We start from the raw sequence: 13,377 nt of genomic DNA, 5'->3' as shown, positions 1-13,377 counted from the left end.
TATCAGCAGCCTGAATGTCCGGATTGGATAAAATAAGCCATCAAGAACAAAGACCAATAAGCCTATTATGTAAACTTGGCGGCTGAAAAATCGGCTCTGCGCTTTACTTTACAAATCAAACAACTTTAAAGGAAACCCATGAAAAAAACCTTACTTGTCCTGATGATGTTATCCGCCGCCGCAGCGTATGCCGGTGAGGCGGAAGACCGTTTGCTGTCCGTCCAATCGGTTTACCGCGCTGCTTTGCATGAGCAAAACAGCAACGATAGCAAAATCATTTCCCTGCAAAGTGATTTGGAAAGCGCGCAGCGCCGTTTGCAGGCTGCGCAATCCGATATTGACCGTTTGAAAGGCGAAATTCAGACGGCCTTGGCTCAGAAAGAGCAGCAAAATGCCAAGCTGCAACAAGCCGGCCAGATGTTGGACGCGGCGTGGAATGCCGTTTACGGCGCAGGCGGCAGCAAGGCGAATCAATAATTTAGACATTGTATTATTTACGTTTTACGCTTCTTTTATCATATTTATAAGGAAACCTCATGTCCCTACCTCCCTGCCCGAAATGCCACTCCGAATACACTTACGAAGACGGCGCTCAATACGTTTGCCCTGAGTGCGCCCATGAGTGGAACGAGGCCGATGCTGCGGCTGCCGGCGATGATGTATTGGAAGTCAAAGATGCCAACGGCGCGGTCTTGCAAGATGGCGATACGGTTGTCTTGATTAAAGATTTGAAAGTCAAAGGCAGCTCTATGGTCATCAAGCAAGGCACCAAAGTCAAAGGCATCCGCCTGCAAGAGGGCGACCACAATATCGGTTGCAAAATCGATGGCAGCGCGATGAACTTGAAATCTGAGTTCGTCAAAAAAGCCTAAAGATTTTATTTTTGAAAGGCCGTCTGAAATCCGAAGATTAGGATTCAGACGGCCTTTATACATCTCATTCAAAATAAAATAAATCTTTATTTAAAATTAAATAAATTTAATAGGGTTGAATTCCAGGCCGTCTGAAAAAGCGGCGGCAAAATGTTCCACACATACGCGGGTGTAAAACCGTTAAAATAACGCTTTCCCCTATTCTACGGAACCATGATGCCTCAGCCGACCGCCAAACAGATTTTGCACGAAGTATTCGGTTATCCCGAATTTCGTGGCAAGCAGGAGGCTATCGTCAATGCTTTGGCCGGCGGCGAGAGTTTGATGGTGCTGATGCCGACGGGCGGGGGCAAGTCTTTGTGTTACCAGATTCCGGCGCTGATGCGCGAAGGCGTGGCGGTTGTCGTATCGCCGCTGATTGCGCTGATGAACGACCAAGTGGCCAGCCTGCATGTGGCCGGGATTGAAGCGGCGGCAGTCAACAGCAGCACATCGGCAGATGAGGCGCGTGAGATTGCCGACAAGCTTGCCCAAGGCCGTCTGAAACTGCTTTATGTTGCGCCGGAACGCTTGGTTACCGACCGCTTTTTACGTTTTCTCGACCAACAAACCGTCAGCCTGTTTGCCATTGATGAGGCGCATTGCGTCAGCCAATGGGGACACGATTTCCGCCCCGAATATCAACAGCTCGGCATGCTTGCCGAACGCTATCCGAACGTCCCGCGCATCGCCCTGACCGCTACCGCCGATGCGGCCACGCGCGCCGACATCAAGCATTATCTGCACTTGGACAATGCACCCGAATTTATTTCCAGCTTTGACCGTCCGAATATTTATTATCAGGTTATCGAAAAAAATAATGGCAAAAAACAATTACTGGATTTCATCCGCAAGCAGATGCATGGGCAAAGCGGCATTGTGTATTGCCTAAGCCGCAAAAAAGTCGAGGATGTGGCGCAGTTTTTGTGTGAAAACGGCTTGGAGGCGATTCCGTATCATGCCGGTTTGAGCATGGATGTGCGCGAGGAAAACCAACGCCGCTTTACGCATGAAGACAATATTATTGTGGTGGCGACCGTGGCGTTCGGCATGGGCATAGACAAACCCGACGTGCGCTTTGTCGCCCATCTCGATATGCCCCAAAGTGTCGAACATTTCTATCAGGAATCTGGGCGCGCCGGCCGGGACGGGCTGCCTGCCGTGAGCTGGCTGTGTTATGGCTTGAACGATTGGGTGTTGCTGCGCGAACGGATTGCCGAAGGCAACAGCGACGAAGTGCAAAAGCAAATCGAAATGCAAAAACTTGATGCCATGCTTTCCGTCTGCGAAACCGCCGCCTGCCGCCGCGTACTGCTGCTCAAACATTTCGGCGAAGAATCCGAACCCTGCGGCCATTGCGACAACTGCCTGCATCCGCCCGTGCGGTTTGACGGCACGGTGTTGGTGCAAAAATTACTCAGCTGCGTGTACCGCGCCGGACAACGTTTTGCCGCCGGTTACATCACCAACCTTTTACGCGGCAAAAGCGACGATTGGATACAGCGCAACGGCCATGACAAGTTATCCACATTCGGCATCGGCAGCGAACAGACCGACAAAGAATGGCGCAGCGTCATCCGCCAGTGCATCAGCTTGGGCTATCTCACCGTCAATGTCGAGCAACATCAAGCCCTGCAGCTGACCGAAGCGGCAAAAAAAGTCCTCAAGGGCGAAACCGAAGTCATGCTGCGTCCCCTACGCCGCGAAAAAACGGCCACCCAAAAGCCGAAAGACGATTGGTTGCGTACGGAACGCGAAGAGCGTTTGTGGCAGGCATTGCGCCAATGGCGGCAACAACGCGCCCGGGCAGAGGAAGTGCCGGCCTATGTGGTTTGCGGCGACAAAACCCTGCGCGATATTGTCGAAAAAATGCCCCGAAGTTTGGAAGATTTACATCAAATTTACGGCTTGGGCGAGGCGAAAATCAATAAATTCGGTTTGGAGATACTCGACGTTTGCGAAACGGCCGAAGCCGCTACGGTTTCCACAGACAGCGCACAAGTTATCTACAGCTTGGGCGAGCGCGAACAAGCCTTAAAACAGGCTTTGGAAACTTGGCGCGAGCAGCAGGCAAGTGCTGATCAAGTCACGCTGGGAACGGTATTCTCCAACGAGAGCATGGACGATTTGCTGACCAATACGCCTGCCGAACCCATCGACCTTTTGGGCGTGTATAAACTCGGCGAAAAACGCATCGAACAATACGGCGAGGGCATTTTAAACATCTGCCGCCCGTTTTCAGACGGCCTGAGCGAAGAGGACAAACGCAAACGCCGCTTGATGCGCCGCCTGCTTCAGTGGAACATCGATACTGCCCGCCATGAAGGCCTCGAAGCCTATCAGATATGCAGCAAAGTTACCCTGCGCGCCATTGCCGCCCGACGGCCGCAAGATTTGGCGGAGCTGGCGGAAATCCACGGCATGAATGAGGAAAAAACTGACAAATACGGCGCGGAAATTGTTGAATTGTGCAAACAAGCGGATTAATGGATTGCAATTATCATCAAAGGCCGTCTGAAACCCAATCAAACATGGTGTTTCAGACGGCCTTTTTGAATTTTTAATCTTTATAAAACAATGAATAAGAAAATATCTTCATTTGTTTTGTCAGTTTTTTAAAGCTGCCGCGTCTAAACAGGCATGAAAAATGGGATGGTGTCGATGGATTTTTCGTCCCATCCCATTCGACACACATCGATTAGGAAAATAAATGAACACCTCATCCAACCCCTCTTGGCAGGCCGCTTTCGGTTTGTTGGCACTCAGGCTTTTTACCGCGTATGAATTTCTTGAATCCGGCCTGGAAAAATGGAACGGGGAAAACTGGTTTGCAGAAATAAACAGTCAATTTCCCTTTCCGTTCAATTTGTTGTCGGATACGGTCAACTGGAATTTGGCGATGTATGCGGAACTGGTTTTGCCTGCGCTGCTTATCGTCGGCTTGGCAACGCGGCTGTCTGCGTTGGGATTGATGGTTGTAACGGCTGTCGCATGGTCTGCGGTACATGCCGGCTTGGGTTACAATGTGTGCGACAACGGTTATAAAATGGCACTGATTTATTTGGTGGTTTTATTTCCTGTCCTGTTACAGGGCGCTGGCCGTCTGTCTTTGGATGCACTGCTGAAGAAACGCTGTTGCCGCATCAAGCATTTTCTTTAAGGATTATCTTTAAGGATTATCTTTAAGGATTAATGGTCGCGGGCCGACTTTAAATGCCCGATATTATCCCTTGATTTATTTAAACCCATATTTTAAAAAGGAAGTTGAAATGAAAAAAAATGTAGCTGCTGCTTTGGCCGGTGCACTGTCCCTGTCTTTGGCTGCCGGTGTTGTTGCCGCTGATAAAGCCGCCAGCGACGTGGCCGTTGAGAAAACTGTTAAAGCTGCCGAAGGTACTTGCGGCGCGGCTGCCAAAGCCGGTGAAGGTTCTTGCGGCGCAGCCATGAAAAAAGCACACGCCAAAAAAGGCAAAGCATCTAAAGCCAAAGCTGCCAAAGTAGTAGAAGGCAAATGCGGCGAAGGTAAATGCGGTTCTAAATAATCCTGCAACATACCTTTAACAAAGTCGCATTTTACAAACGAAAATGCGACTTTGTCGTTCATACGGCACCATAACAGGACATCACCATGATTCAACATGCAGGCTTGGGCTACCGCCGCGACTTAGCGGAAGACTTCCTCTCGCTTTCAGACGACAGCCCGATATGCTTTATCGAAGCCGCCCCCGAAAACTGGCTGAAAATGGGCGGCAGGGCGCGCAAACAGTTTGACCACGTGGCAGAGCGGCTGCCGCTGGCATTGCACGGATTATCCATGTCGTTGGGCGGACAAGCCCCGCTGGATACCGCCTTGATAGACGGAATCAAAGAAATGATGCGCCGTTACGATTGCACGTTTTTCTCCGACCATTTGAGCTACTGCCACGACGGCGGTCATCTCTACGACCTTTTGCCGCTGCCCTTCACCGAAGAAATGGTGCAACATACCGCGCGCCGTATCCGCGAAGTGCAAGACCGGTTGGGCTGCCGCATTGCTGTAGAAAATACGTCCTACTACCTGCATTCCCCGCTTGCCGAGATGAACGAGGTTGAGTTCCTTAACGCCGTTGCACGCGAGGCCGACTGTGGCATTCATCTCGATGTGAACAATATTTACGTCAACGCCGTCAACCACGGCCTGTTGTCGCCCGAAACCTTTTTAGAAAATGTGGATGCAGGGCGCGTGTGCTATATCCACATCGCCGGACATGATGTGGAAACACCGGAATTGTTGATTGATACCCACGGCGCGGCGGTTTTACCGACCGTTTGGGATTTGCTCGAACTGGCCTATGCCAAACTGCCGACGATTCCGCCCACCCTGTTGGAACGCGATTTCAATTTCCCGCCTTTTGCCGAACTCGAAGCTGAAGTCGCTAAAATCGCCGACTATCAAATGCGTGCCGGAAAGGAATACCGCCGTGCAGCCTGAAACCTCCGCCCAATACCAACACCGCTTTGCCCAAGCCATACGCGAAGGCGAAGCCGCCGACGGACTGCCGCAAGACCGCTTAAACGTCTATATCCGCCTGATACGCAACAATATTCACAGCTTTATCGACCGCTGCTATACCGAAACGCTGCAATACTTTGACAGCGAAGAATGGGGCCGTCTGAAAGAGGGTTTCGTCCGCGACGCGCACGCCCAAACGCCCTATTTTCAAGAAATTCCCGGCGAGTTCCTCCAATACTGCCAAAGCCTGCCGCTTTCAGACGACCTTTTGGCATTGATGGACTTTGAACACACCCAGCTGCTCGCCGAAACCGCTCAAACCGACAGCGAAGCCTCGTCCGCCGATTCAGATGATTTGGCGCACACCCTTTCTCCCGCCGCTTTTGTGCGCCGTTATCAGTATGACGTGACGGACGAATTGCAGGAGGCGGAAACCGCCGTTTTGGTGTGGCGCGATAAGGAAGACGACGTGATGTATCAAACGCTTGATGGATTCGACGCCTTATTGCTGGAAACGCTGGCAGAGACGCCCACTTCCCTAAACGGCCTGCAAACCATGCTGGCAGAGTTCATGCCGTCTGAAAACGTTTGGCAGGACGCATTAAGGCAGAAATGGACGGATTGGCTGGAACAGGGCATTTTGGTTGCGGCATAAATCAAGGCCGTCTGAAACGGGCGCAGTCGGTTTCGGTAAAACAAAAATACTACTGAAATCGTTTATAGATTCAATCGCATGCTCTTGCCGTATCAGCGTAAAATCAGAAGCATATTGATCATTCCTTTCATACTGATACATTATGGCCCTACCCGAACTGACCGATGCCGAGCTTGCCGAATCCCGCAAACTGCTGCTGCGCTTTGCCCATATCCAGCTGCCCGACCGCCCCGATTTGGCGGAAGACCTCGTACAGGAAACCATGCTTTCCGCCTACCGCGCGGCCGAAGGTTTCAAAGGAGATGCACAAGTGAGCAGCTGGCTGTTTGCAATCTTAAAAAACAAAATTACCGACTGCCTGCGCCAAATCGGACGGCAACGCCAAGTTTTCGTCACGCGCGACGAGGAAGCCTTGGATGAAGCCTTTGAAGGACATTTTGCCGCAGACGGGCATTGGACGGACGAAGGACAGCCTCAGGGTTGGGACTCGCCCGAAGCCAGTTTGAACAATAAAGAGTTCTACCAAGTTTTGCAGACCTGCCTCTACCACCTGCCGGAAAACACCGCCCGCGTGTTCACCATGAAAGAGATTCTCGGATTTTCAAGCGATGAAATCCGCGAGCAATGCGGCATCAGCCATGCCAACTACCACACTATTATGCACCGCGCGCGCGAAACCTTGCGCCAGTGCCTGCAAATCAAATGGTTCTCCCATGTCTGACAGGAAAACGCCATGAAAAAATGCCGCAAAATAACCGATCTGATTTCCAAACAGCAAGACCAAGTGCGTCTCAGTCTTTTTAACCGCATTGCCCTTGCCGTGCACCTGTCGCTCTGTCCCCGTTGCCGCGAATATAAGAAACAGCTCGAATTAATCAGCAACGCCATGCACAAGATGTTTCGATGATTCAAAAAAAGGCCGTCTGAAACCTGCCCTGTCAGTTTCAGACGGCCTTTTTGTGTTCGCTTGATTTATCGCTAATCTTGAATAAGCCGTGGCTGGCCGCTCACTTTTTTAGTTGCCTTTATTTTCAAACTTGCGCCGTTGGCCTTTGTCTTTTGAGGCATGGGAGAAAGATTCTAATACGGTAGAACAAGATAAAGGCCGTCTGAAAGATGAATTTCAGACGGCCTTTTTCACGGCTTTTAGTGTTGTTCTTCCGGCTCGGGTTCGTCTTTGCCGAACCAGTTGTCAAAGCGGATGGTGTATTTCAATTCGCCGCCGGATGAGCGTGTGCCGATGCGGGCAATGGCTTGGATGGCGCGGGTCAGTTGGTACACGAGTTTGACGGATTGTTCGGCGCTGGAGATGCCATATTCGTAACCTACGTAGAGGTTGTTGGTGAGCTGTTTGCCGACGGTCAGGACCTGCTCGGCAGGGTTGAGCTCGCCGGTTTGGGCGTTGCGGCTGCGTTTGCTGGTAAAGCCCAAATCATCGACAAGGCCGATGCGGTCGTTGACTTGGCCGGCAAGCAACGCGCTGGCGGCGGCGGAGAGCGTGGCGTTGTCGCCGTCGCTGCCGCTGCTGGCACGGTTGAGGATGAGCCAGGAGAGTTTGTCTTTTTCGCTCATGGCTTCTTTGGCAACCAGGGTTACGCGCGGATTGGTGAGGCTGCCGAGAACTTCGACACCTGCGCCGACCGGGGAGAGGCGGCGTTCGGCACGGATGTTGAGATTCGGATCGGTCAGCGGGCCGACGAAGGAAACCGCGCCTTTGGTGATGTCGAGGTCTTGGCCGTAGGCTTTGTAGCGGCCTTTGACAACGCGCACGGTGCCGACGCCTTGGACGGCTTCGCCCGGGCGGGACGTGATGGTTAGTTTGCCGCCGATGGTAACGTCTGCGCCGTAGCCGACAAAGCGGACATTGTCGTTGATGTTCAAGACAAGGTTCAGATTAATCGGCGTGGTGGCCGTTGCTTCTTTTTTGGTTTCGCCCAGTACAACCACGTCGTCATCGAGGGTCGGCATGGAGGATTTTTGCGAACCAAACCTGCCGTAGTCGGTGTTGAGCGTGCCGTTGAGCGATACGCCTTTTTCCGGATTGTAGAGGACTTTGGCCGCGCCGGAGAGCTGCAGTTGGCGGTTTGGACGCGAGAGGGTGCGGTATTTGTCGAAGACGATGTCTACGTCGACATCGGGGTTGGCGTTGGCAAGGTTGACCGCGCCTTTGAGTTCAATCGTGCCGCCTCGGTGGAATTTGAGGCTGTCGATGACCCATTTTTGACCCTGCAGGCGTGAACGCAAGACGCCGTTATCGAGAATCAGGCCTTGGGTTTGATGGCGGTAATAGAGGTTGTCGCCGTTAATCAGTCCACTCAGTTGCGGATCGTTCAGACGGCCTGCCAAGTTGACGGCGGCGTTCAGACGGCCTTTGAGGGTTTGGCCGACGGGCAGGAAGTTGCGGAAGACTTCGAGGTTGGCAACGTTCAGGTTGAGCTTGCCGCTCAGAGGGGCGGTATCGAAGCTGGTACCCTGACCGATGTTGACAATGCCGTCTGCTCGGCCGTAATTGGTTTGGAGGTCGAGGTTGCTGTTGACAGTGGGCGAACCGAGTCGGCCGCCGATGGTGGCGGTCGCGTTCAGACGGCCTGCAATGCCTTGGGCTGTGGCCGGCATAAAGGATTTGAGCGAGCCCAAATCGGGAACGCTGATATTGACCTTGCCGCTGACAGGGGCGTTGTTGATGTTGTTGCCGAACTGTTGGGCGATGCCGAGCGTGCCGTCAACTTTGCCGAAGCGGGTGTTGCCTTCCAGCGTGCTGTCGATGCGGCCGTTTTGGAAACGGGTGCGCAGGGCGAGTGCGGAAAGTCCCAAAGGCTGTTTGTTTTTCGGGTCTTTGTTCGGCAGGATGATGTCGCCGCTTTGTCGGCTGATGTTGAGGAAGCCGTGCGCGTTTTGACTGTACGCCAAATCCCAGTCGCCGCCCAAGACGAGGTTGTGTTCGATGGGCGGGGTGTAGAAGTTGTGCAACTCGGTAATGTGCAGATTTTGTGCGCTGCCTTTGCTGGTAATGCCGGCTTTTTTGTCCCAAACGAAATTTTGCAGGTTGAGGCTGCCGCCCATGGCCGCCCAGCGTGCGCTGCTGAGGGAGACGCGTTCGCTGCCGGCTTCGAGGTTGAGGCGGTTTTGCAGTTTGAGGTTGAACGCGCCGCTGATGTCGAGCGTGTCGACCGTGCCTTTCCATTGGGTTTGGTCTTTGTTGAGGCCGCCGGCGGCGTCGAGGTCGAGCTTGTAGCGTTTGTTGTCCACCGCCATGTTGCTGTTGCCGCGGATGTGGTGGTGCGAGCCTGTGCCGCTGATAAGCAGGTTGACGTTGTCAATCATGGCTGCGCCGCCGGATACGGCGATGTGTTCGCCTTTGATATCGGCACTCAACGGACGGTTGGTGTCGGGCGAACCCTTAAGCTTGAAGTCGAGGGTGCGGATGTTGACGGCATCGGCGACTTTGAAGTTGCGCGCTTCGCCGTTCAAATCGGCTTCAAGGGTTTTGAGGCCGTCTGAAAAGCTGCCGGAGATGTAGCCGCGCGCGTTGAGCAGGCCGCCCAAGCCGAAGCCGAAACGCGACAAATCGGGGGCGGTAATGTTGAGGTTGAGGCGGTCGCCTTTTTTGCCGAAGCTGCCGTTGGTTTTGACGATGTTGCTGCCGAGGGTCAGGTCGGTCAGGGCGCGCGAGAGGTGTTTGTTTTCATAGGCGACGTCGGCTTTGCCGCTGAGCGGAACGCCGTTGAGCGTACTCGGTGCAAACTGCATTTTGCCGGCGAATTTTTCTTGCGCCAGTATGCCGGTCAAGTTGATGTTGCCGTTGACGCTGCCTTGCGGAAGCTGCGGATCGATACGCGCAGGGTTGAAGGCTTTGCTGACGATGTCCAATTGCAGTTTGCGGTCTTTGAAGAGCTCGAGCGAGCCTTTGGCGTTGAGTTCGCCGCCGTTTTGCGGAACCAGGCGGACGTTGTCGAGCTTGAGTGTGCGCTGGCCGAGCTGTTTGTCGGTTTGGAAAAACAGCATGCCGTCTGTACGCGCAAATCCGCTGTCGAGATTCCAGTTGACGACGGGGGAGGAGGTTTCACCTTTGACGTCGATGCTGCCGTTCAGACGGCCTGCGATGTTTTGACGGACAAAGTCGTCCGCGCCGGTATTGTTGATGCCCAGTGCGAGTTTGAGCTGGTCTTGGGCGGTGTCGATAGAGCCGGATACGTCAATGCTGCCGTCTTTGAGCAGGCCGACGCCGATATCTTCGATTTTGACCGTGCCTTTGTCGTCGACGATGAATTCGCCGAGGATGCGTTTGACGGGGATATGGTTTTCATCGGCAAAACCGGCTTGGTCGTTTTCCAAGTCTATCGAGCCTTCCAGCGCAACGCCGTCTGTAAAGGACGGAATGGTGGTGGCGTCGAAATTCAGACGTGCTTTGGGCAGGGTGGGCAGGAAGGCCTGCGGATTGATGTTGGAACCTTTAACCAGGATTTCGCCGACGGTTTCGTTGAGGCTGTCGGCGAATGGGTGGATGGTGGATTTGGCAGACAAATGAACGTTGTCGCCGTCGAGCAGCAGGTCGGTGTACACGTCTTGCAGGCTGCCCCACAGGCGCACCGTGCCGTGTATGGTTTCGCCCTCAAGCTGGCCTTTGGTGTAGATGGCGGTATTGAGGACGTAAGGTTTGTTCAAACTGAGCACCACCGCGCCTGTCGAGCTGCTCCAGGGCGTATCGGCGGTTTTGATGTGGAGGCGGTGTTCTTTTTTGTCGTAATGGTAGGCCGCGTGCAGATGGTCGAGATAGACGGTCTGCTTGTCAAAACGCTTGCCCACGCTGATTTTGCCGGTTTCCAAACGGTCGAGATAGGCGGTAACGGGCAAGTCTATGCTGTCGGGCAGGCCTTTTGACGGCTCTTCTTCTTTGGGCGGCGTGCGCTTGGTCACAATGGCGATGTCGCCGGCCACGACTTCGGTAATATGCAAAGACGGACGGAACAGCTCGGACGGTTTCCAATCAAAGCGGAAGCTGCTGATTTTGATGTCCGCACCGTCTGTTTCAATCAACCATTTGTCGCCTTCAAAACCTTCAATCAGCGTGCCCTTCAGTGTGTCCGAAGAGATTTTGACGCCGAACCATGACGGGATTTTGTACAAACCGAAACGCAAACCCGATTCCGTACCGACCAGCCAGCCGATCGCGCCGGCGGAAACGGTCAATACGCCCAGGGCGGACAGGACAAAGCCGCGCAACAGGCGTTTTTTGCGCTTTGGCGGGGCGGGCTGTTGTTCAGACGGCGTGGAAGTGTTTGCAGTATCGGTCATGATATTTTTCTGTTTGTCTGTTGTTCAGACGGCCTGGAATGGCTGAGGCCGTCTGAAAGAATGGATGGTGTATGTTTGTTAAAACCTTGTGCCCAAGCTGATGTGCCAGCGGATTTTTTTGTCGTGGTGGCCGTAGGCAATGTCGAAGGAGAACGGCGCAACCGGGCTGAACCAGCGCACACCCAAGCCGGTACCGTGTTTTAAGGTCATGTGTTTGAAGTTGCTTGCCGCGTCGCCGACATCGTGGAAGATGGCGCCGGAGAAGCTTTTGGTAACCGGGAATTGATATTCGAGGCTGCCGACCACCAAGGCGCGTTGCGGCAGGACGGAGCCGTTGGGGCCGGCCAAACCGATGCTGTCGAGTTCGTAACCGCGTACGGAAGTCGCGCCGCCGGTGCGGAACATCAGGCTGGACGGCACTTCTTCGCCTTCGCGGGCATAAACGTAGCCGGCCTGTCCGCGTACGATGAATGTACCGATTTTTTTGTTTTCAGGCGTGAAGAAATAGCCTGCCCGTGCCGTGGCGCGTGCCATTTGGGTGGAGGAGAGGAGTTTGCCCAAAGTCGTGCCGATTTTTCCGTCGAGGTAGTAGCCGTTTTGAGGGTGCAGCTCGGTTTCGATGCTTTGCCGTTTCCATGAGGCAGTCAGCATGGTGGCATGGCTTCGGCCCAAATCGTAGCTGGTGTCGGGGACTTTGCGGTCTTCGGTAATGAATTCGAGGCCGAAGCGGGCATCGATATTGTTGCGGTCGCGGACATACCAAATGCCGCTGGACAGGGCGCGTTTTTCAAGGTTTTGCGTGGTCGAGCGGTTGTAGGAAACGTTGCTTGTCCAGTAGTTGCCGCGGTTGTTGCGCGGCTGGCTGATACCGGCGGCCAGCGTGGTTTCGTATTTGTCCATGTCCCAAACGACCGAGCCGATGTAGCCCTTGTTAAAGAGGTTGTAATAGTCGTAGGCGATGCGGCCGCCGATTCCGTATTCGGAGTCGTAGCGGATACCGGTTTCCAGTTTGTGGCGTTTGACTTCGGTCACGTTGATTTTGACGGGAACGCGGTCGCCTTGCAGTTGATCGAAGTCGGCCTGTACGGACGCGCCGGAATAGTGGCCGTTTTGCTCGAGCGCCTGTTGCAGGTCGAGGATTTTGTCTAAGTCGTAAGGCGAACCGGGTTGGAAGCGCGCCATGCCGGAAACCACGCTCTCAGGGTAGCGGCGTGTGCCGGTGATTTGGAACTCGCCGAAGTAAATCGGGCGGTTGCTCTCCACGATGACGTTCAAGTCGGCTTTTTGGGTATTGGGATTGATGGTGGCTTGGGTGGTGGTGAGTTTTGCCAACGGATATTTTTTGCGTGTTACCGCGCTGAGGACGGAGGTTTTACTCGCACTCCAGCCGTCTTGGTCGAAGTTTTCGCCGACGGGCTGCTGCCAGTTTTCCATCGCATTTTGGTAGTACCCGGCCAAGTTGTCGTCATTCAATACGTCGCCGAGGATGGCCACGCTGACGTTGTCGACTTTGGTGCGCGGGCCGGGGGTAACGTTGACGGTGTAGCTTTCGCCGTGGTCTTGAATATTGACGTTGCTGTTGAAGTAGCCTTTGGTCCGGAGCATGGTTTTGACGTTGTCGGGCGCCTCTTCGGCGAGGAAGCCGACCTGCTCTTTGTCCAGCTCTTCGTCCTGCTGCTGGGTAATCAGCGGCAAGTATTCTTCAAGCATTTCTTTGACTTCGCTGTCTTGAGTGTCGATTTTGACGGGGAATTTGGGCTTGAGTTTGCCTGTTTGGTCGTCTTTGGGCTGCTTGGGCATTTCGGATTCGGGGACGGCCTCGTAGTCTTCCGCTTTGGGAACGGAAGTATCTACTGCCAACGCGTGTCCGTAGGCGAGCGCCAAAGATGCGAATAAAACAGGGTAGGTCAGTTTGGTCATGATGTTGTTCGACAGCGACAATTCTTCAGTCTGTGGATTTTAACATTATTTCTGCAAGGTTTCAGGCTATGGTTATAAACGGAAATTTAGCGCGATAATGTTGC

General features: G+C 53.7%; 11 protein-coding genes. 9 read left to right on the top strand and 2 right to left on the bottom strand.

The features are described 5' to 3' along the window. Positions 1-138: 138 nt before the first annotated feature. From RRV97_RS09185 to RRV97_RS09145, 9 genes are all read left to right on the top strand, one after another. Positions 139-477 carry a hypothetical protein gene (locus tag RRV97_RS09185; protein WP_315611348.1) on the top strand — a complete coding sequence of 113 codons (339 nt, stop codon included), beginning with the start codon at positions 139-141 and terminating at the stop codon, positions 475-477. A 59-nt stretch (positions 478-536) separates the two neighbouring features. Beyond that, positions 537-872 (top strand): zinc ribbon domain-containing protein YjdM, encoded by a 336-nt coding sequence (locus RRV97_RS09180; protein WP_315611347.1) that lies wholly within the window; start codon positions 537-539, stop codon positions 870-872. Positions 873-1,088: 216 nt separating this feature from the next. Then, positions 1,089-3,398 carry a DNA helicase RecQ gene (gene recQ, locus RRV97_RS09175; protein WP_315611346.1) on the top strand — a complete coding sequence of 770 codons (2,310 nt, stop codon included), beginning with the start codon at positions 1,089-1,091 and terminating at the stop codon, positions 3,396-3,398. A 223-nt stretch (positions 3,399-3,621) separates the two neighbouring features. Then, the gene (locus RRV97_RS09170) at positions 3,622-4,071 is read left to right on the top strand and encodes a DoxX family protein (protein WP_315611345.1); all 450 of its coding nucleotides are present in this window, start codon (positions 3,622-3,624) and stop codon (positions 4,069-4,071) included. Between the two features lie 109 nt (positions 4,072-4,180). Continuing rightward, complete coding sequence (locus RRV97_RS09165; protein WP_049333024.1) at positions 4,181-4,453, top strand: hypothetical protein; 273 nt, start codon at positions 4,181-4,183, stop codon at positions 4,451-4,453. Between the two features lie 86 nt (positions 4,454-4,539). After that, a complete protein-coding gene (locus RRV97_RS09160) occupies positions 4,540-5,382 on the top strand; it encodes a DUF692 family protein (protein ID WP_315611344.1) in 843 nt (280 codons plus the stop codon). Next, positions 5,372-6,058, top strand: a complete 687-nt coding sequence (locus tag RRV97_RS09155; RefSeq protein WP_315611343.1) for a DUF2063 domain-containing protein — start codon at positions 5,372-5,374, stop codon at positions 6,056-6,058. Before RRV97_RS09160 ends, RRV97_RS09155 begins: the two co-directional genes overlap by 11 nt. Before the next feature lie 142 nt (positions 6,059-6,200). Then, the gene (locus RRV97_RS09150) at positions 6,201-6,779 is read left to right on the top strand and encodes a sigma-70 family RNA polymerase sigma factor (protein ID WP_049349246.1); all 579 of its coding nucleotides are present in this window, start codon (positions 6,201-6,203) and stop codon (positions 6,777-6,779) included. 12 nt (positions 6,780-6,791) lie between these two features. Then, positions 6,792-6,965 carry a hypothetical protein gene (locus RRV97_RS09145; protein ID WP_049323681.1) on the top strand — a complete coding sequence of 58 codons (174 nt, stop codon included), beginning with the start codon at positions 6,792-6,794 and terminating at the stop codon, positions 6,963-6,965. Between the two features lie 239 nt (positions 6,966-7,204). Here RRV97_RS09145 and RRV97_RS09140 read toward each other — a convergent pair whose 3' ends face one another. Continuing rightward, positions 7,205-11,353, bottom strand: a complete 4,149-nt coding sequence (locus RRV97_RS09140) for a translocation/assembly module TamB domain-containing protein (RefSeq protein ID WP_315611342.1) — start codon at positions 11,351-11,353, stop codon at positions 7,205-7,207. A gap of 78 nt (positions 11,354-11,431) precedes the next feature. Then, positions 11,432-13,273, bottom strand: a complete 1,842-nt coding sequence (locus tag RRV97_RS09135; protein WP_315611341.1) for an autotransporter assembly complex family protein — start codon at positions 13,271-13,273, stop codon at positions 11,432-11,434. Positions 13,274-13,377: the final 104 nt, after the last annotated feature.

It is taken from the genome of Neisseria sp. DTU_2021_1001991_1_SI_NGA_ILE_055, assembly GCF_032342915.1.
Taxonomy (GTDB): Bacteria; Pseudomonadota; Gammaproteobacteria; order Burkholderiales; family Neisseriaceae; genus Neisseria.
This window is presented reverse-complemented; position numbering and strand designations above follow the sequence as displayed.